An 18,314-nucleotide genomic window follows, 5' to 3' on the forward strand; every position below is an offset into this window, starting at 1 on the left:
GTTGGGTATGGAATTGCTCAAATCGTTCAGGGATTGGCTCAGGGATATTATCGAGAGTGTCATCCTCTGGGTTGTTGGATTGTTCAAAGCGGTGTTCCAGTGGTTTGAGGACATTCTGCTGACCACTGTCGAGAAGATATTGGAAGGTATCCGGTTTGTTATCGCCCAGATACCGATGCCGGATATTCTTCAATATTCGCTGCAAGACCTGTTCAATATCATTCCGGGTGATGTGATCTACTTGCTGAATATGTCAGGCATATCTGAGGCGATGATGTTCGTTTCCCTCGGGTTCGCCTTTCGGATGGTTCGCAAGGTCGCAACCCTGTTCCAATGGTAATTGCGTGACGGCATTTATATGTTAAATAGGAACGTAACATGCTGATATTCCATGAGGGTTTGCCCGGTAGCGGTAAAAGCTATGAAGCGTTGGTGTCTCACATTATCCCGAGGCTCAAGGATGGTCGCACGGTTGATGCCTATATTGAGGGCTTGAATTTCGAGAAGATAGCCGAGCTGTGTGAGATAACGCTTGAAGATTGTCAGGAACGCTTGAAGCAAATCACCCGCGAACAGGTGTTCAACATCCATGAGCATGTGCGTGACAAGAGCCTCGTCATCATCGATGAGGCCCAGAACTTCTGGCCGACTGGACGGGCCCGATTACCCGACCCCATCATCCAGTTCGTCACCGAACACCGTCATCGCGGCCTTGATGTGGTGCTGATGGGGCAGAACCTCAATGACGTTCACAGCATGTGGCGTAACCGGATAGACAAGAAGTTTGTCTTCATGAAGCTGGACGCCGTGGGCCAGGACAAGCGCTATTCCTGGACAGCCTACAAAGGGGCATTGCGTGGCAGTGGTCAGCGCACCCGTATCGAGTTTGAGAAGCTCACCGGGGGCTTCAAGGTCTATGACCCCCAGTATTTCGGCAGTTATGCCAGCACCACGTCTGAAGATAATGAGATGGGATCCTATAAGGATGACCGGACCAACATATTCAAGTCGGCCAAGTTCAAATTCGGGATGCCGCTGTCACTTCTGCTGTTCATCGGTGGTCTCTGGTACTGCCTGGATTTGCTGTTCAACTTCACTGAGAAGACGGGGGTTGAACAGACGGTTAAGGAGCCGGAGCAACATCAGGTTGCATCTGCCCCGACATCACCAGGTCAAGTTGCACCACCGTCGACGCCCCCTCATCCACCTCCGAAAATGGATGATCTTTTCATCCAGTCGATAGATGGCTTCAAGCCGGTGCTCACCTCACAGACTGTCGTCAATGGTCAACTGCTCGATGCCTGGATTGAGGTGTGGGATGACAAGGACAACTCTGTCGGCATGTGGCGTTCGTCTGACCTGACGCAGCTTGGCTGGACTGTAGTCATGAAGACCTACGGGCTGGTCATCACCAAGGGCAAGGTCACCATGCTCATCCGTGAGCGCAACACCGTGCCGGATACCAAGCGCGATAGTATCACCGCCTCTGCATCCGGCGTCGTGGAGAAGGCTTTGTAGCAATTCCCACTGTCTTAAGGCTTCCGAGCGGGACTCTCTGCAATGTGCGAGAAGAGGACATTACATCTATCGGGGACTGTCTATCGATGGGGAGGCCAGCCTCGGGGTATCGGGGGCTTGATAAAGGAGGAGGAAGTGGTCATAATGAGTACATGCTTCTGACCTTGGAGTATCTCCGGTCAATCAGGAAGCCTCTATAGGCAGTATAGTCTCGTAAATTATTAAGGCTCCCGTTAAGAAATTTTCGGGGGCCTTAATAATTTTCAGAGTACGAAAAGGCGCTTCAGTCCAGTCCCAGTCAACTATTTCTGATGGCCGCATCAGATCAAGCATAGGTAAAGGATGAATGAAGGATAACAGTCTGGAGAGAGTTTTTAATTCCTACTTCAATAACAAAAAAGACTTCGCTGATTTCCACACCCTTAGGACGGAAGACGAAGCCACTCTTATTCCTCTGAGTAAAAACAATATTGAACTGTACCAGTGTTCAGATAGGCTTAAAACTATTCATACTTTTCTTTCCCGGTTTGTGTTCAGCGAAATGCCAGTGAGAAAAGATATAGTTTTCTCTTACCAGAAAGATGTAAACATTACTGATGCCGTTCGGCCACACTGCAATAGTGAATTTATTTTTAAAACGGATATATCAAGATTCTTTCCCTCAATCAGTGCTGAAGCCATGTTTCACATGCTTTCAAAATACCATTCAAATATACGCGCAGTGGATGCTAAAGAAGTTCTTGATAATATAGATAGAATTGTTTATCTGTGCACTGTTGATAAACGATTGCCCGTTGGGTTCTCATGCTCACCGTCAATAAGTAATTTCTGTTTTTATGATTATGACAATATCATCGAGGCTTACTGCGACAAAAAAGGGTATATCTATAGTCGTTACTCTGATGATTTAATCATCTCATCAAAAGATGAAATTGATAAGGATGTTATCACAAGTGACCTCACGGCCATATTGTCATCAGATGCATTCCTGAAATTATCTATCAATTATAAAAAAACAAAAATAATCACTAAAAAATATGAGAGAAAGATTCTTGGGATAAGCATACTTAATGACGGGAAAATGACAGTCAGCAAAACGACAAAAACGGACATTGAAGTGAAGCTGCATCTGCTCAAAACTGACAGAAAAAAACTGATGGATTATACCGGGATGGATGAGATGACGTCAATTCTATCAATCGCAGGTGTGTTGAGTCAGATTAACAACATTGATAGGGACTACCTTTTCCATCTACGTAAAAAATACGGTAATGCCATCATCAGTAAGCTCATCAGAGGTAAGGAGCTGCTGAAATGATCGTCAGTGTAGATATCAGGGCGTTGCAGCATCTGGCCGAAATAAGCGTGTCGTTTGACTTTTCACGCGATCCACTTATCTGTATGACAAGCAAGAATGGCGTGGGCAAAACGTCCATAATTAAAGCCCTTGCTCTGCTCAAGGACACTGCCATCGTCAGTAAAACGTCGTCAGTATTTAGCATCAGCGAAGAGACGCAGGTCGACGTTAAAATTAATGAAGACGTCTATGCTTTCAGGTTCAATGATGGCGATCTCGATACGAAAAATATCCTCCGAGATGAAGGTTTCCTGAACGTCGAACTACCTATCCCTTACGGTAAGCGTTTTTCAGATTTTCCCTCCTTGGGCAACATAGATATGACCCTTAGAGAGATGTACTTAAAAGGAGATTATGAAGATGCACACGAACTTATAGGTTTTCTCAATTCAGTTTACAGAGATGAAAACAAATTTAATAATCTAAAGCTCGTGAAAATAAAAGGAGTGAACTACTATTTCCTGCCGCTTGACAACAACCGATATATACGAGAAGACTATTTCAGTTCGGGAGAGTTTTTTGTTATCAGCATTTTCAAAATGATAACCTCCCCAAGTCGGCTTATTATCATAGATGAGATAGACGTATCCCTTGATTCATCAGCGCAGGTTTCACTGATGAGTGCTATCAGGAATATCTGTATGGAAAGAGAAATTAAAATACTCTTTACTACGCACTCTCTCGCCATCATGAGAACAATCTATGAATATGGCACACCAATTATCTATCTAAAAAATGAAAATGGTACAGTCAGTCATAATCAGGTTTCTTACAGCTTCATCCAAATGGAAATGTTCGGATTCCAAGGATATGACAAGTACATATTTACCGAAGATGTGACGCTTGAGAGTTATATAAACCTTAAACTGTCCACTATGCAAATAAAGAATAGGGTTAAGGTCATCTATATTGGTGGCTGTGGCAATGTGATTGACATGATGAAGCGTAACAAAGCCACCGGTTTTATTTGTTCATCCAAAGACGCCATAGCGATTCTGGACGGTGATTCGAAAGATAAATATGGCCACCGCACTGACGTCATATTCAGTCCTTACGATGATATCGAAGATGAAATATTCAGGAAGTACAAAGAAGAAAATGCGACATATAATCTCCCGGATGTCGCGCCAGAAAATGCCAAATCTAAAGTCTACTGGAAAAAACTGCAGGAAAATATTGGACAACATCATCTGACCCGAGAGGACATTTTTACTATCTTGGAAGATGGTTTTGAAGCGGAAGTGTCGAATTTTAATAAAGCACTGCTCTTATTTATCAGCGGTTAGGTGCTTAAAGTACCTCAGGATCATTCCTTTACAACGTATAAGAGGGCCTGGGATGGGAAGAATTTCGAGAGCCTGTTCCTCGCTCAAAGCTGCCAATCTGGCTTGGCACTGAGTCATCCCGCCAGAGAACAGGGGCGGTAGCCCCTACAAGGCGCCCGATTACGTTAAGAGAAAATGACGTAGCCAGGCGCCGAAACATGCCCATCTAGACCAGAGGCGGGACCCCCTCCTCCTACTAAACCGGCTCTTGAGGCTATCATCGTTCAGAGGTAGTCAAACGCTTAAGCGCTTCACCGTGTTATCTGTAATACCTGTATTTCTTCCGTGGTGATTGCCACCGCTTGAAGTGATCTGCGCCCATTATGTCAATGAGCTCCAGTCTTTGACGGGTCATCTGTGAGCCTGCGGGGGTGATTAGGTGATAGCCTGACATACGCCACCCCTCCCAGTATCGCTCGAAAATAGACGGTAGCTCCCTGCCTGCCGCCATTCTCATTACCCTTTTGCACACCTCGGGTATCTGTTTCCCCTCATCCCATAATGTGACTTCTGTCACAGATACAAAACAAAGTTTCGCTGTCTCTTCCTTGTTAAAACCGCACTCAAACCATCGAAAAATGAAGTTTTTAGTCAGATTACGTTCCATGTTGTTCAAACCGTTATAACTGGCGTATTCCAGCCGGGCTTAGTTTGAGGCTTCATTTAACGTAATCTGTACCGTGGCGCGGTTATCTTACAACAAGCCTGCGAGGGCATGATCGGAGAACTTGTGCGCATCGTCGAAATACTCCTGCAGGGTACGCATGTCCTTGTGCCGTGTCACCTCGATGATCTTGTTCATCGGCTTGCCCGCGGTCACCGCCGAGGTGATGAAGCCTCGGCGCAGGCTGTGGCCACTGACATAGAGATCGTCGATGACCTGGCCGGTTCGCCGCTTGATCATCAGGTTGATACCTTGTGGACCGAGCGGCTCCTGCATGAGTTGACCCCAGCGATTCATTCGGCGAAACAGCGGGCCCTGGCTTATGCGGCTCGCTTTCAACCAGCGGCCGAGGGCGGTTACCGGGCAATAGTGCTTGCCGGGAATGAGCGCGATTTCGGTTTCATGCAGCTGATGCTTGCTGGGTTTAAGTCGAAGACGGATCCCCTGACCCACGAAGTCGAGATCGCCCACTTCGATACGAGCCGCCTCCGAACGGCGCAGCGCGCCGCTGAACATCAAGAGCAGCAAGGTGTAATCCCGTAGCCCCGCCAGGGTGGAGGTGTCTATCTCGTCGAGCACCCGGGTCAGGGGTTGCAGGGTCAGGGCTCCCGTCTTGCGTTTACGGTTATCCCCGAGGCGTACTATGCCTCGCATCATCTCCTTTATTTCCGCGTGTTCGGTCGGCATGGGATGAATGCCCTTCTGCTTGAAGGCATAGCGGATGCCGGCGAGCCGCCGCACCAGGGTGGCCGGTTTTCGAGGCTCCCCGTTGCGCAGCTCCCCCTTCCCCTCCTCTTTATCCAGCCATACCCAGTCAGCCAATATGCCGTCAGCCTGATCCGCCAAAAAGTTCATGATGTCGTGATGGCTGGTTTGCAGCGGATCCAGCCCATGCAACTGGCACCAGAATACGAAGATACGGGTGTCTGCCTGATAGGCATTGAGGGTGGAATCCGCTTTTGCGCTGCGCAGGAAACGCCGCGCCCGGCTATTGAGCGCAGGATCGAATACCGTCTGCAGTGACTGATGAGCCGGTGGTGAAATGGTTGGGTAGGCCACGTAAGTCTATGATTCGATATGGAGTTTAGGAGGATCTTACAGGATCTTTCAGATCCATCAAGTATCGATAATGAATATTATCGATACTTATAGGGTATTGATTCAATGCCTCCAGCCTCCCGGAGATAATAAGCAGGCTCGCTCTATATTCGGAGAAGACGTTATCCAGAAGATGGAACCGTATCGGATATCGAGTGAGAGATAACGAGGTGGGTGATTTATGTTGTCGGGGGTAATCAGGCTGATGATTTTAAATAAAGAGCCCCGTCTGTCGGGGCTCCTTGGGATTATTTTTTCGCCAGCTTGAATAGCTCAAAGAAATTGTGGCTGGTGGCCTCTGCCAATTCGGCCAGCGATATCTGCCGCAGATCGGCAATAAATTGCGCGACGTCTCGTACGAAGGCGGGCTCGTTCTCCCTCCCCCGGTGAGGAACGGGGGCAAGATAAGGAGAGTCCGTCTCTATCAGCAATCGCTCCAGTGGCAATGCCTTGACCACGGCCTGCAGTGCCGAGGCATTCTTGAAGGTGGCTATCCCCGAGATGGAGATGTAAAAGCCCATCTCCATGGCGGCCTGGGCCATCTCGAGAGATTCGGTGAAACAGTGCAGCACGCCCCCCACCTGTTCGGCCCCCTCTTCGCGCATGATCTGCAAGGTGTCTTGCTGGGCATCCCGGGTGTGGATGATGAGGGGCTTGTTCAATGCCCGGGCTACCCGGATATGTTCCCGGAAGGAGGCTTGCTGCACCTCCTTGTTTTCCGGCGAATAGAAGTAGTCGAGCCCGGTTTCGCCTATGGTCACCACTCTCTCATCCGCTGCCTGGGCCAGCAGCAAGGTGGCATCCACACCGGGATCCTGATTGAGCGGGTGGACGCCACAGGAGGCAAACACCTGGGGATAAGGGGCGATCGCCGCCAGCATGGACGGGAACTGCGCCTGGGTCACGCTGACGCAGAGAAAATATCCCACATCCAGTTTCGCGGCCTTGGCCAAGACATCGGCCATGTCAGTCTGCTTGCTGCCGTAGCTGAGACGGTCGAGATGGCAATGGGAATCAACGAGTAACATAGACAACCTTGTATCTTGTCATAACCAGCGATTGAGCCAGTTCATCAGATGAATGGTGGGATTGGAGAGTTGACCCGGCTGGCAGGCGGCTTTCAGGGCGACGAGCTGCTGCTCCGCCTCCAGCAATCTTTCGCTGGAGTGACGCTCGGCCAGCTGCTCGCTGAGGGCGGCCAGATCCGGCATCGCCAGCTGGTGATGGCCACAGCCCGCCTGGGTCTTGAGGGCATCGCACAGGAAGAGTTGCAACCAGTGCAACCTGATCTGGCTCTCCTCCGCCAGCTGGGAGCAGACACTCGCCGCCCGGGTCGGCGTCTGCGACAGGGAGACGAAGCTCTCGAGCAGCGTCCGTCTGGCCCCATCCTGCTGCTCTTCGAGGTAACTGAGTACCCGAAGCGGCGCCCCCTGACAGATCCTCACCTGGGCCTGAGTGGCCTGATGGCCCTGTTCACTCAGCCAGCGCAGGGTCTCCCCCTCCGTCGGCAGCTGACAGACATGCTTGTGACAACGGCTGAGGATGGTGGGCAGCAGGCGAGAAACCTGAGATGCGATCAGCAACAGCAGACTGTCGCCGGCCGGCTCTTCCAGGGTTTTCAGCAGGGCGTTGGCGGCGGACTCCGTCATCCGCTCCGCGTCCGGAATGATCACCACTTTGCCGCGCCCCAGCTGAGAGGTGCTCTGTAGGCGGCCGCAGATCTCGCGAATCGCCTCGACCCCTATGCTCTTGCTGTCGGCGCTTATGGTGCCGAGATCCGGATGATGGCCCTTGTCGAACAACTGGCAGGCGTGGCACTGGCCGCAGGGTTCACCGCGATCCGGCTGCTGGCAGAGGTGCAGGCGCGCCAATCGTTCCGCAAGCTGCTCCTTGCCAAGGCCGGGATCCCCGAGCAGCAGCCAGGCGTGGCCCAGGCGACCGGCCTGGGCGGTCTGGCTCAGGGCCTGCCAGTCCGGGATCAGCCAGGGATACATAGGGTGCTGTCCAGTGCAGCTTCGATGGCGGCCTTGACCCGATCCGGCGTCTGGCTAGCGTCGATCACCAGTATGCTGTCATCCCTTGCCGCGAGTTCCAGGTAGCGGGCACGGGTGCGCTCAAAGAAGCTGAGTTGCTCCAGCTCTATCCTGTCGAGCTCGCCGCGATGGCGGGCACGTTGCAGACCGAGGGCGGGATCGATATCGAGGTAGAGGGTCAGATCCGGCTTGAAGTCGCCGAGCACCGCCTGCTTGATGGCGCCGATGAGCTGGGCATCGATGCCGCGACCACCGCCCTGATAGGCCTGGGAGGAGAGATCGTGGCGATCACCGACCACCCAGATGCCCTCGGCCAGTGCCGGCTTGATCCGGGTCTCCACCAGTTGCACCCGGGAGGCATACATCAGCAGCAATTCGGCTTCTATGGTGAGGCGCTCATCGTGCACCTCCTTGACGATGGCGCGCATCCGCTCCGCCAGGGGGGTGCCACCCGGTTCACGGGTGCACTCAATCCTGTCGATGCCGTGGGCATGCAGGTAGTCGGTCACATAGCGCACCGCGGAGCTCTTCCCTGCCCCTTCCAATCCTTCAATCACGATAAATTTAGACATTAGGGTTTCTTCAATATGTATTCGCGAACCGCCCGATTGTGTTCATCGAGAGTCTTGGAGAAATAGTGGGCCCCGCCCCCCTTGGCGACGAAATAGAGATAGTCGGTCGACTTGGGGTTGAGCGCCGCCTCGATGGAGGCCTTGCCCGGCATGGCGATGGGGGTTGGCGGCAAGCCATCGATCACATAGGTGTTGTAGGGGTTCACATCGGTGAGATCGCTGCGGCGAATATTGCCATCGTAGCGATCCTTCACCCCGTAGATGACGGTGGGATCGGTCTGCAGCTTCATGCCAAGGCGCAGCCGATTGACGAACACGGAAGCGATCTGCGCCCGCTCGTCCGGTTGGCCCGTCTCCTTCTCGATGATGGAGGCCATGATGAGCGCCTCATAGGGCGTCTTGTAGGGCAGATTGGCCTGCCGCTTCTCCCAGCACTCCTGCAGGAAGGCTTTCATGTCCTGATAGGCACGGCGCAGGATGGAGATGTCGCTGGCATGGGTGGTGTAGGCGTAGGTTTCCGGCAGGAACCAGCCCTCCAGCTTGCCGTTGTCGATGCCAAGCTCCTGCGCCAGCTCGGTCTCGCTCTGCTCCACGGTCAGCCGCTCCAGGTAAGGGGCGCTCGAGAGCTGCTTCAACCAGTCCTCGAAACGGGACCCCTCGACAAAGGTCAGGCTGAAATGAAACTCCTTGCCGGAGGCGAACAGGGAGAGTGTCTCCTTGAGCGGGGCCCCTTCCTTGATCTCATAGGTACCAGACTTGATGGCGACCAGTTCGGGGTGGCCACGCAGCCAGAGCCGCACAGCCCAGGGGCTGGTTTCCCCCTCCCCCAGTTCGGCAATCAGGCGCGCCGCATGGGCGCCTTTTTCGACGGTAAAGAGGCGCGTCGGCCCCTTGTTGGTGAGCGTCTCCACCTCTTGCCATTTGTAATACACATAACCCCCGGCGACGGCAACGGTCAGGGCTGCCCCCGCGAGCAGGGTGTAGAGCCGATTAAACTTCAATGACCAAACGCTCCTGTAAACGGCGGATCAATACCGGGCTGGGATAATGCACATCCCCAATGCTGGTGACCGGCACTATGCCCATCAGGGTATTGGTCAACCAGACTTCTTCGGCCTGCCACAGTGACTCCAGCGGAGCCTCCACGACACGCAGTTCAATGCCCATCTGTTTAAGCATCATGATCACGCGCTTGCGCATGATGCCATCTATCCCTGCGCGGGTGAGATCCGGTGTGAACACCGTCTTGCCACGACGCCAAAACAGATTCGCGCTGACTCCTTCTACCAGAAATCCACGGCTGTTCAATACTATACCTTCGACCCCGCCCCGCACGGCAAGTTCGCTTTTGAGCAGAACTTGTTCCAGACGGCCCAGGGTCTTGAGCCCTGCCAGCATGGGAACATCGCCGAGCTGCTGCTGACAGACCAGGGCGGCGATGCCGTTTTGCTGCCAGCCAAGGTAGTGGTCCGGGTATGGTGACAGGGAGACGATGCGGGTGGGCGTATTGCATCCCGCGCCATCATAGCCCCGTCCCCCGCTGCCACGGGTCAGCACTATCTTGGCGACAGCCTGCGTCTGCCCTGCTGCCAATTGCGCCACCTCGGTGGCCAGGGTCTCCCAGGGAAGCTCCGCAAACCCGAGCCTGGCGCAGGCATGCTGCAACCTGGCCAGGTGTGCCGGCCACCAGACCACTGCACCCTGCTTCACCAGCATGGTGGTGAAATGGCCGTCCCCGTATGCCAGCCCTCTGTCCCTAGCGGACACTGCTTCTGTCGGTATTCCATTAATCAGCAAGGGGATCCCTCCGATAAAAAAGGCCCGATACAGTCGTATCGGGCCTTATCATTTCGCCCAAAGCGAATTATACGCGTTTGAAGATCAGGGAGCCATTGGTGCCGCCGAAACCAAACGAATTGGAGAGGGCATATTCAAACTGGCCGGGTTTGGCCACATGGGGCACCAGATCCAGATCGCACTCCTCATCCGGGTTGTCCAGGTTGATGGTGGGTGGTGCCACCTGATCGCGCAGGGCCAACACAGTGATGATCGCCTCGATGGCCCCCGCCGCCCCCAGCAGGTGGCCGGTCATGGACTTGGTGGAGCTGATCATCAGGGCGCTGGCATGTTCGCCAAACACCTCTTTCATGCCACGCAACTCGGCCACATCCCCCAGCGGGGTGGAGGTGCCGTGGGCATTGATGTAACCGATCGCCTCCGGCGCTATGCCGGCATCCTTGATGGCATTCTTCATGGCGCGAGCGCCACCGTTGCCATCGGAGGGAGGGGCCGTCATGTGGTAGGCGTCGCCGCTCATGCCAAAGCCAACCAGCTCGGCGTAGATCTTGGCACCGCGCGCCTTGGCGTGTTCGTACTCTTCCAGCACCAGTACCCCGGCGCCATCACCCAGCACGAAACCGTCGCGATCCTTGTCCCAGGGACGGCTCGCCTTCTGCGGTTCGTCGTTACGGGTAGAGAGCGCCTTGGCCGCCGCAAAGCCGCCCATCCCCATGGGGGTGGAGGCTTTCTCGGTGCCACCGGCGACCATCACGTCCGCATCACCGTAGGCGATCATCCGGCCGGCCATGCCGATGGCGTGGGTGCCCGTGGTGCACGCCGTGGTCACGGCGATGTTCGGGCCCTGCAGCCCCTTCATGATGGAGAGATGACCGGACACCATATTGATGATGGTGGATGGCACGAAGAAGGGGCTCAGCTTGCGCGGGCCGCCGTTGACGAGGCTGCTGTGGTTCTGCTCGATGAGACCCAGACCGCCGATGCCGGAACCGATGGCCACGCCGACCCGCTCCGCATTCTCTTCGTTGATGACGAGGCCGGAATCATCCAGTGCCTGCACCCCCGCCGCCACGCCGTACTGGATGAAGAGATCCATCTTGCGGGCTTCTTTGCGGTTGATGCCGTATTGTTCGGGATCGAACTCTTTGACCAGGCCTGCGAAACGGGTCGCAAACTCGCTGGCATCAAAGTGATCGATGAGAGAAATGCCGCTCTGCCCGTTGAGCAGGGCTTGCCAGCTTGATTCGGCAGTATTGCCCACAGGGGAAAGCATCCCCAGGCCGGTTACCACGACTCTGCGTTTTGACACTGAGCTAGTCTCCGAGAGGTATTTTGAAAGGGAGTAAACATAAAAGAAGCGGCCCTTAGGCCGCTTCTTTCAGAACAGGAACTTATTCCTGATTAGCGGTGATGTAGTCGATAGCCGCTTGAACAGTGGTGATCTTCTCGGCTTCTTCATCAGGAATTTCGGTATCGAATTCTTCTTCCAGCGCCATTACCAGTTCAACGGTATCCAAAGAGTCAGCGCCCAGGTCGTCGACGAAGGAGGCAGCGTTCTTGACGTCTTCCTCTTTAACACCCAGTTGTTCGATGATGATTTTCTTTACGCGTTCTTCGATGTTGCTCATGACCTGAATTTTCCTTTAAAAATACGCTATTGCGTCTGGTTGGGGTAGTGTATTCAATTGACGTGAGTTTGCAAGTGACTTGCCGCTGGTCAAACCACGAAATTCGCCAAACTTCGGCGTACTATCGCAAATTTGAACAGATCTCACGACAAATTGATTACACCATGTACATCCCGCCATTAACATGCAGGGTTTCGCCGGTGATATAGGCAGCGTCGTCAGACGCCAAGAATACCACAGCGGCAGCAATTTCTTTCGGATCACCCAAACGGGCGGCAGGCACCTGATTCATGATGCCGGCACGCTGTTCTTCATTGAGCGCCTTGGTCATGTCGGTTTCGATGAAACCGGGGGCCACCGCATTCACCGTGATGCCACGGGAAGCCACTTCACGGGCCAATGACTTGGTAAAGCCCACCAGGCCCGCCTTGGCGGCAGCATAGTTGACCTGACCGGCGTTGCCCATGGTACCGACCACGGAACCGATGCTGATGATGCGACCATGGCGCTTCTTCATCATGGCACGCAACACCGGCTTGCTCAGACGGTACAGGGAGGTGAGATTGGTGTCGATGATCTCGTTCCACTCGTCATCCTTCATCCGCATCAACAGGTTATCGCGGGTGATACCGGCGTTGTTGATCAGGATGTCGATGTCGCCAAAACGTTCCTTGATGGCGGCAAAGACGGTTTCGATGGATTCCTGGCTGGTCACGTTCAGTGCCATGCCGCAGCCCTGCTCACCCAGATAGGCGCTGATGGCCTCGGCACCGCTCTCGCTGGTCGCGGTTCCCACCACTTTCGCGCCACGGGCCGCAAAAGTCTCGGCAATCGCACGACCAATGCCACGGCTGGCGCCGGTGACCAGCACAACTTTATCGGTAAAACTCATGTCTTGCTCCTGTTTATTTGACTTGGGCCAGGGCCTGCTCGAAAGAGGCGGCATCGTTGGCGTGAATGCCTTCCACGCGCGGGTCGATGCGCTTGGCCAGCCCGGTCAACACCTTGCCCGGTCCCATCTCGATCTCGAGGGTGACGCCGTCGTTTGCCATCCGCTCTACCGTCTCGGTCCAACGGACCGGGCTGAACAGCTGGCGCACCAGGGCTTGCTTGATAGCGGCCGGATCCTGTTCACAGGAGACGTCGACATTATTGATGACTGCGATGGTTGGAACCTTGATCTCGATCCCATCCAGCGCGGCGGCCAGCTTTTCGGCTGCGGGTTTCATCAGGGCGCAGTGGGACGGCACCGAGACCGGCAGCGGCAGGGCACGCTTGGCGCCTGACTCTTTCATCAGCACGTTGGCACGCTCGACCGCTTCCTTGTGACCGGCGATGACCACCTGGCCCGGGGAGTTGAAGTTGACCGGAGAGACCACCTGGCCTTTCGCCGCTTCCTCGCAGTTGGCGGCGATGGAGTCGTTGTCCAGCCCTATGATGGCGGCCATGGCGCCTGTGCCTTCCGGCACGGCTTCCTGCATGGCGAGGCCACGCAGTTCGACCAGCTTGACCGCATCGGCAAAGGCCAGGGCGTCGCTGCACACCAGGGCGGAATACTCGCCCAGGCTGTGACCGGCCATGACGGCGGGGGTTGCCCCACCCTGCTGTTGCCACAGGCGCCACAGGGCGACGGAGGCGGTCAGCAGTGCCGGCTGGGTGCGCCAGGTCTTGTTCAGATCCTCGGCAGGACCGTTCAATACCAGGGCAAACAGGTCATAACCCAGCACCTGGCTCGCCTCGGCGAAGGTCTCTTTAATCACGGCGTGTTGCTCGGCGAGCTCCGCCAGCATGCCGACGCTCTGGGAGCCTTGTCCCGGGAAGGCAATGGCAAATCGGGTCATCATTGATTCCTTTAAGGTAAGACGAAATCGGTAAGCGGGCGCCCGAGACTCGCGGCGCCGCTTGGTATCAGAGGCGAACCAGCGCCGAACCCCAGGCGAAACCGCCGCCGAAGGCTTCCAGCAATACTAGCTGGCCCGGTTTGATACGGCCGTCACGTACCCCTTCATCGAAGGCGATGGGCACGGAGGCGGCGGAGGTGTTGCCGTGGCGATCCAGGGTCAGGATCACCTTGTCGAGCCCCATGCCAAGTTTCTTGGCGGTGGCGTTGATGATGCGGAAATTGGCTTGATGCGGGACCAGCCAGTCCAGCTCGCTCGGCGCTATGTTGGCGGCAGCCAGGGTCTCGGTCACGATCTCGCTCAGGCGCGTCACCGCGACCTTGAAGACATCGTTGCCCTTCATGTACATGTAGGCTTCGAGCTCGGCCCCCGGCATGCCACGACGAGGCTGCGGCAACTTGAGCAGTTCGCCATAACGGCCGTCGGCATGCAGGTGGGTGGAGAGGATACCGGGCGTCTCGCTCGCCCCTATCACCACGGCCCCTGCCCCATCACCGAACAGTATGATGGTGCCCCTGTCTTCCGGATCGCACATGCGGGAGAGCACGTCGGCACCGACCACCAGGACGTGGCGAGCGGCGCCGGACTTGACGAACTGATCGGCAATGGAGAGCGCATAGGTGAAACCGGCGCAGGCCGCCGCCACGTCAAAGGCCGGGATCCCCGGAACCTCGAGCAGCCCCTGCAGTTCGCAGGCCGCGGCCGGGAAGGCGTTCTCGGCGCTGGTGGTCGCCAGCACTATCATGTCCAGATCGGCGGCAGTCAGACCCGCGGCATCCAGCGCCCGCAAGGCCGCCTGATGAGACAGGGTCGCGACACTCTCGTCGCTCCCGGCGATGCGGCGTTCACGGATCCCGGTACGTTCCACGATCCACTCGTCACTGGTTTCAACCATCTGCTCAAGATCGGCGTTGGTACGAACCGAACTCGGCAGATAACTGCCAGTACCCAGAATTTTGCTATGCATAGAGTTTTATAAATCCCTGTCGGAAAAGACAGATTCAAGGCGATCTGCAATTTGCAATGGAAGTTGGTGTTTGGCTTCTTGTGCGGCCAGCAGAATCGCATGACACAGAGCGCGGCGCTCGGCCCGCCCATGGCTTTTTACCACAATGCCGCGCAATCCTAACAGACTCGCGCCATTATACTGGTCGGGGTTCAGGTAAGAAAAACGCCGTTTGAACATAAATCCGGCGAGTCGACCAAGAAAACTGCGTTTTTTGCGAGGATATCCGGCCAGTTCGGCCATCATCCGCACCACGCCCTCGGCGGTCTTGAGCGCCACGTTGCCGACGAAACCGTCACAGACGATGACGTCGCTGTCACCGCTGAAGATCCTGTCCCCCTCGATGAAACCGACAAAATTGAGCGCGGCGCACTGGCGCAACAACTCGGCACTGTGGCGTACCAGGTCATTGCCCTTGATCTCCTCCTCCCCCACGTTGAGCAGCGCCACCCGGGGGGACGCTATCCCCTCGACCTGCTCGGCCACGACGGAGCCCATCACCGCAAATTGCAGCAAGGTGTCGGCATCGCAGCTCACGTTTGCCCCCAGATCCAGCATCACTGTGCGCTTTCCGCTCAATGTCGGCAGCGCCTTGATGAGGGCGGGTCTGTCGACCCCGGGCAGGGATTTGAGCACGCATTTGGCCATGGCCATCAGGGCACCGGTATTGCCGGCACTGACGCAGGCATCGGCCTCACCGGCTTTCACCAGATTGAGCACAACCCGCATGGAGGAGTCTTTCAGGGTACGCAGCGCCACGATCGGCTTTTCGCCCATGCCGACGACCTGGGAGGCATGTACGAGACGAACGCGGGGATGAGTCAGCAAGCCATGTTGCTGCAACAGAGGGGCGATCAGGTGTTGGTCACCGACCAGAACAAGATTTAGTTGAGGCAGAAGAGACAGTGCCTGCACGGCGGCAGGCACTGTTTCAGAGGGGCCAATATCTCCCCCCATTATGTCTAGCGCGACAGTTTGCGTAGACAAAGGCAATCCTTAAGCGATTACCTTTTTACCGCGGTAGAAACCATCGGCAGTCACGTGGTGACGACGATGAATTTCGCCACTGGTCTGATCAACAGTCAGGGCTGCAGTGGTCAGCGCATCGTGGGAACGACGCATGCCACGCTTGGCGCGGGTTTTACGGTTCTGTTGTACGGCCATGGTAGGCTAACTCCTAAAATTCACTTACGTTTGAGCTCTTCAAGAACTGCAAAGGGATTCGGCCGCTCATCAGCAGGTTCGATATCACCCCAGGTCATCTCCATGTTTCCTCTGGGGCAGACATCCATGGGATGCATGGCCACCTGAGGCAACGAGAGGATGAGTTCATCCTCCAGGATTTGATGAAGATCTATCTCGCCGTTTTCGTCCAACTCAATGGGCTCATAAGCTTCCGGCAGCTCTTCCTCGTTTGTTCTCTCGAACAGCGGAGTGTAAATAAAACTAGCTTCACAAAGGTGCTCGAAAGCCTCTCCACAACGCTGGCAAACCAGGTCAACCTTGGCATGGGCAGTGCCTTTCATAACGGTCAACTTCTGGACATCTTTGCCAAACTGCAGAGTGACGTCCACATCACTTCGCAAGCCTTCGGTTGATGCTTCCAGTCTGGGCATCTGCGACTTTTCCACTATCCCGACATAATCGAGTAGCTTCAAGGCATTACGGACTGGATCAACCTTAACGGGCAACTTCACCTTTTGCATAGGGCGCGAATATTATAGGTCCAACAAGGGATAGTCAAAGGAAAAAGTCCTTACCGCCGATGATTTTACCTGCACAAGGCCCTGCATGCAGGAACTTGTGTTCATCGGTGGCCGATTATGCCATAAACCGCGGGATCCCGCACAGGATCCTGTGCCGTCATCCCCCTTGGTCAGGAACGCGGGGTCAGTGCGCCCTTTATGCCGTTGCACGCCCCTCCCCCATCCCGTGCCTCGCTCGCCCGGCACCGGGCTTGACCTCCATGACCGGATTCAGGGCGTGGCAGGGCAGCCTCCGCCACCGAACAACTGTTGCCGAGGCGCGGCTCTGGGTTGGGCCTCCATCAGGCGGCGTATGGCCTGAAAGCTGCCCAGCGCCGCCTTGATGGCCATCGGATTGACCAGCCAGCCCGGCAAATGGCGGCCCGGGTTGGTATGGCTTTCGAGCCTGATCAGGGTGCTGCCATCGCGTTGTGGCAGCGCCTCCCAGCGACCGGCACTCTCCCGGATCCGATACAGACCCGGGCGAGGTGCCAGGGCGTCCGGCTCCGCCCACACCTCGAGCACCAGCGCGCAGCCAGCCCGCCGGCTAAGGTGGGAGCGTGTGATGAGCTCCCTGTCCTGCACCGGCCAAGGGGACGCCAGGCGGGTGTAAACCAGGTCATCATCGGGGCCGGATTTCGCCAGCAGCCGCACCTCGCGGCTGGATGGCAACCATTCCCGATGGCGCGCCGTGTCTCGCAGCACGGCCAGCAACGCCATGGGATCCGCCTTGACCCGCATCTCAAGGCGCAAGGCCAGAAAGGGGGACGGAGGGCGTGCCTGGGTCCAGAGCTGTACGCCGCCCTCCCCCTTCTCTGGCTGCCACTCCTGTCCCCAGCTCGCGAGGGAGAGCAGCATCAGGGCCAGCACACCGTATCTTGTCATGTCGTACTCCTGCCCCATCAACCTATGTTACGCCGCGCTCGAGTCGCCAGCATGTCGTCGGTTTTTTCGTGATAAACCCAGGCCGGCACACGGGCGCTCGGGGTGGTTTGCGTGGGCCTTCTGCCACAGTTAGAATCAACCAATTGATTTATAAATGGATATCATCAACACATGCAGACCACTCTGATCCTCGCCTCCACTTCCCGTTATCGCAAGGCGCTGCTGGAAAAACTCGGCCTGCCGTTCCAATGTGCCTCCCCCGAGGTCGATGAAGCCCCGCTGCCCGGAGAGTCGGCCGACGCACTGGTCAGCCGCCTGGCCCATGCCAAGGCGAGCGCCATTGCCCGCCAACATGATCAGGGGCTGATCATAGGCTCGGATCAGGTGTGCGTCTGTGACGGTCGCATCCTCGGCAAGCCGGGCACTGTGGATAATGCGGTGGCGCAGCTGATGATGGTCCAGGGCAAGAGCATCACCTTTCATACCGGCCTGTGCATACTCGATGCCGCAAACGGCCGGGCCGAGCAGCTAGTAGAGCCCTTCACCGTGCATTTTCGCTCCCTGGACGAGGCGGCCCTGCGCCGTTATGTGGCGGCGGAGCTGCCCCTCGATTGCGCCGGCAGCTTCAAGTGTGAGGGCATGGGGATCATGTTGTTCAAGGGGCTGGAAGGGCGGGATCCCAACGCCCTGATCGGCCTGCCCCTGATCGGCCTGATCGAGCTGCTGGCGCGCCACGGCCTCAATCTACCCTGAGCAGGAAGCAGAAACAACAATGGGAGCCAAGG

The 18,314-nt window shown here is 55.9% G+C and carries 21 protein-coding genes; 5 read left to right on the forward strand and 16 right to left on the reverse strand.

Annotation, left to right across the window (positions count from 1 at the left end):
• Positions 1 to 7: 7 nt before the first annotated feature.
• From AC1IN8_RS00660 to AC1IN8_RS00675, 4 genes are all read left to right on the forward strand, one after another.
• The gene (locus AC1IN8_RS00660; RefSeq protein WP_479757702.1) at positions 8 to 340 is read left to right on the forward strand and encodes a DUF2523 family protein; all 333 of its coding nucleotides are present in this window, start codon (positions 8 to 10) and stop codon (positions 338 to 340) included.
• Between the two features lie 38 nt (positions 341 to 378).
• The gene (locus AC1IN8_RS00665; protein ID WP_479757703.1) at positions 379 to 1,518 is read left to right on the forward strand and encodes a zonular occludens toxin family protein; all 1,140 of its coding nucleotides are present in this window, start codon (positions 379 to 381) and stop codon (positions 1,516 to 1,518) included.
• 346 nt (positions 1,519 to 1,864) lie between these two features.
• Positions 1,865 to 2,836, forward strand: coding sequence for a reverse transcriptase domain-containing protein (locus tag AC1IN8_RS00670; protein ID WP_479757704.1), 972 nt, complete (start codon positions 1,865 to 1,867; stop codon positions 2,834 to 2,836).
• Positions 2,833 to 4,161, forward strand: coding sequence for an AAA family ATPase (locus tag AC1IN8_RS00675; protein ID WP_479757705.1), 1,329 nt, complete (start codon positions 2,833 to 2,835; stop codon positions 4,159 to 4,161). The genes AC1IN8_RS00670 and AC1IN8_RS00675 overlap by 4 nt, the downstream gene beginning before the upstream one ends.
• A 298-nt stretch (positions 4,162 to 4,459) precedes the next feature.
• Here the strand turns inward: AC1IN8_RS00675 and AC1IN8_RS00680 are convergent, their stop codons facing one another.
• The 16 genes from AC1IN8_RS00680 to AC1IN8_RS00755 all read right to left on the reverse strand — a co-directional run bounded on the left by AC1IN8_RS00680 (position 4,460) and on the right by AC1IN8_RS00755 (position 17,529).
• The gene (locus AC1IN8_RS00680; protein WP_479757706.1) at positions 4,460 to 4,807 is read right to left on the reverse strand and encodes a DUF3653 domain-containing protein; all 348 of its coding nucleotides are present in this window, start codon (positions 4,805 to 4,807) and stop codon (positions 4,460 to 4,462) included.
• 87 nt (positions 4,808 to 4,894) lie between these two features.
• On the reverse strand, positions 4,895 to 5,923 hold the full coding sequence (locus AC1IN8_RS00685) for a tyrosine-type recombinase/integrase (RefSeq protein WP_479757707.1): 1,029 nt from the start codon (positions 5,921 to 5,923) through the stop codon (positions 4,895 to 4,897).
• Between the two features lie 287 nt (positions 5,924 to 6,210).
• Positions 6,211 to 6,990, reverse strand: coding sequence for a TatD family hydrolase (locus tag AC1IN8_RS00690; RefSeq protein WP_479757708.1), 780 nt, complete (start codon positions 6,988 to 6,990; stop codon positions 6,211 to 6,213).
• A gap of 18 nt (positions 6,991 to 7,008) precedes the next feature.
• On the reverse strand, positions 7,009 to 7,956 hold the full coding sequence (gene holB / locus AC1IN8_RS00695; protein ID WP_479757709.1) for a DNA polymerase III subunit delta': 948 nt from the start codon (positions 7,954 to 7,956) through the stop codon (positions 7,009 to 7,011).
• Positions 7,941 to 8,567, reverse strand: a complete 627-nt coding sequence (gene tmk, locus AC1IN8_RS00700) for a dTMP kinase (protein WP_139434501.1) — start codon at positions 8,565 to 8,567, stop codon at positions 7,941 to 7,943. The genes holB and tmk overlap by 16 nt, the downstream gene beginning before the upstream one ends.
• Complete coding sequence (mltG, locus tag AC1IN8_RS00705; RefSeq protein ID WP_162519126.1) at positions 8,567 to 9,568, reverse strand: endolytic transglycosylase MltG; 1,002 nt, start codon at positions 9,566 to 9,568, stop codon at positions 8,567 to 8,569. The genes tmk and mltG overlap by 1 nt, the downstream gene beginning before the upstream one ends.
• The gene (gene pabC, locus AC1IN8_RS00710; protein WP_479757710.1) at positions 9,558 to 10,364 is read right to left on the reverse strand and encodes an aminodeoxychorismate lyase; all 807 of its coding nucleotides are present in this window, start codon (positions 10,362 to 10,364) and stop codon (positions 9,558 to 9,560) included. Before pabC ends, mltG begins: the two co-directional genes overlap by 11 nt.
• Positions 10,365 to 10,431: 67 nt before the next feature.
• A complete protein-coding gene (gene fabF, locus AC1IN8_RS00715) occupies positions 10,432 to 11,673 on the reverse strand; it encodes a beta-ketoacyl-ACP synthase II (protein ID WP_025326982.1) in 1,242 nt (413 codons plus the stop codon).
• Between the two features lie 82 nt (positions 11,674 to 11,755).
• Entirely contained in the window at positions 11,756 to 11,992 is a 237-nt protein-coding gene (acpP, locus tag AC1IN8_RS00720) for an acyl carrier protein (protein WP_005300909.1), read from the reverse strand.
• A gap of 157 nt (positions 11,993 to 12,149) precedes the next feature.
• Positions 12,150 to 12,884: a 3-oxoacyl-ACP reductase FabG gene (gene fabG / locus AC1IN8_RS00725; protein ID WP_025326981.1), complete on the reverse strand. Its 735-nt coding sequence runs from the start codon at positions 12,882 to 12,884 to the stop codon at positions 12,150 to 12,152.
• 13 nt (positions 12,885 to 12,897) lie between these two features.
• A complete protein-coding gene (gene fabD / locus AC1IN8_RS00730) occupies positions 12,898 to 13,833 on the reverse strand; it encodes an ACP S-malonyltransferase (RefSeq protein ID WP_479757711.1) in 936 nt (311 codons plus the stop codon).
• A gap of 67 nt (positions 13,834 to 13,900) precedes the next feature.
• A complete protein-coding gene (locus AC1IN8_RS00735) occupies positions 13,901 to 14,860 on the reverse strand; it encodes a beta-ketoacyl-ACP synthase III (RefSeq protein WP_139434511.1) in 960 nt (319 codons plus the stop codon).
• Between the two features lie 6 nt (positions 14,861 to 14,866).
• Positions 14,867 to 15,886 carry a phosphate acyltransferase PlsX gene (plsX, locus tag AC1IN8_RS00740; protein WP_041205769.1) on the reverse strand — a complete coding sequence of 340 codons (1,020 nt, stop codon included), beginning with the start codon at positions 15,884 to 15,886 and terminating at the stop codon, positions 14,867 to 14,869.
• A gap of 9 nt (positions 15,887 to 15,895) precedes the next feature.
• Complete coding sequence (gene rpmF / locus AC1IN8_RS00745; RefSeq protein ID WP_005300935.1) at positions 15,896 to 16,063, reverse strand: 50S ribosomal protein L32; 168 nt, start codon at positions 16,061 to 16,063, stop codon at positions 15,896 to 15,898.
• 20 nt (positions 16,064 to 16,083) lie between these two features.
• Positions 16,084 to 16,605, reverse strand: coding sequence for a 23S rRNA accumulation protein YceD (gene yceD, locus AC1IN8_RS00750; protein WP_025326977.1), 522 nt, complete (start codon positions 16,603 to 16,605; stop codon positions 16,084 to 16,086).
• Positions 16,606 to 16,875: 270 nt separating this feature from the next.
• The gene (locus AC1IN8_RS00755) at positions 16,876 to 17,529 is read right to left on the reverse strand and encodes an START domain-containing protein (protein WP_479757712.1); all 654 of its coding nucleotides are present in this window, start codon (positions 17,527 to 17,529) and stop codon (positions 16,876 to 16,878) included.
• Between the two features lie 171 nt (positions 17,530 to 17,700).
• On the opposite strand from AC1IN8_RS00755, the gene AC1IN8_RS00760 reads away from it, so the two are divergent.
• Positions 17,701 to 18,282 carry a Maf family protein gene (locus AC1IN8_RS00760; RefSeq protein WP_479757713.1) on the forward strand — a complete coding sequence of 194 codons (582 nt, stop codon included), beginning with the start codon at positions 17,701 to 17,703 and terminating at the stop codon, positions 18,280 to 18,282.
• Positions 18,283 to 18,314 lie beyond the last annotated feature (32 nt).

The sequence above is a fragment of the Aeromonas sp. 130281 genome (genome assembly GCF_056642115.1).

Excerpts from the sequence above, each read along its gene's own strand:
- AC1IN8_RS00755 (WP_479757712.1), bottom strand. The coding sequence starts at position 17,529 with ATGACAAGATACGGTGTGCTGGCCCTGATGCTGCTCTCCCTCGCGAGC.
- AC1IN8_RS00675 (WP_479757705.1), top strand. The coding sequence starts at position 2,833 with ATGATCGTCAGTGTAGATATCAGGGCGTTGCAGCATCTGGCCGAAATA.
- acpP (WP_005300909.1), bottom strand. The coding sequence starts at position 11,992 with ATGAGCAACATCGAAGAACGCGTAAAGAAAATCATCATCGAACAACTG.
- AC1IN8_RS00735 (WP_139434511.1), bottom strand. The coding sequence starts at position 14,860 with ATGCATAGCAAAATTCTGGGTACTGGCAGTTATCTGCCGAGTTCGGTT.
- AC1IN8_RS00670 (WP_479757704.1), top strand. The coding sequence starts at position 1,865 with ATGAAGGATAACAGTCTGGAGAGAGTTTTTAATTCCTACTTCAATAAC.
- fabD (WP_479757711.1), bottom strand. The coding sequence starts at position 13,833 with ATGACCCGATTTGCCATTGCCTTCCCGGGACAAGGCTCCCAGAGCGTC.
- AC1IN8_RS00760 (WP_479757713.1), top strand. The coding sequence starts at position 17,701 with ATGCAGACCACTCTGATCCTCGCCTCCACTTCCCGTTATCGCAAGGCG.
- yceD (WP_025326977.1), bottom strand. The coding sequence starts at position 16,605 with ATGCAAAAGGTGAAGTTGCCCGTTAAGGTTGATCCAGTCCGTAATGCC.
- fabG (WP_025326981.1), bottom strand. The coding sequence starts at position 12,884 with ATGAGTTTTACCGATAAAGTTGTGCTGGTCACCGGCGCCAGCCGTGGC.
- AC1IN8_RS00680 (WP_479757706.1), bottom strand. The coding sequence starts at position 4,807 with ATGGAACGTAATCTGACTAAAAACTTCATTTTTCGATGGTTTGAGTGC.
- AC1IN8_RS00660 (WP_479757702.1), top strand. The coding sequence starts at position 8 with ATGGAATTGCTCAAATCGTTCAGGGATTGGCTCAGGGATATTATCGAG.
- AC1IN8_RS00690 (WP_479757708.1), bottom strand. The coding sequence starts at position 6,990 with ATGTTACTCGTTGATTCCCATTGCCATCTCGACCGTCTCAGCTACGGC.
- tmk (WP_139434501.1), bottom strand. The coding sequence starts at position 8,567 with ATGTCTAAATTTATCGTGATTGAAGGATTGGAAGGGGCAGGGAAGAGC.
- rpmF (WP_005300935.1), bottom strand. The coding sequence starts at position 16,063 with ATGGCCGTACAACAGAACCGTAAAACCCGCGCCAAGCGTGGCATGCGT.
- AC1IN8_RS00665 (WP_479757703.1), top strand. The coding sequence starts at position 379 with ATGCTGATATTCCATGAGGGTTTGCCCGGTAGCGGTAAAAGCTATGAA.
- holB (WP_479757709.1), bottom strand. The coding sequence starts at position 7,956 with ATGTATCCCTGGCTGATCCCGGACTGGCAGGCCCTGAGCCAGACCGCC.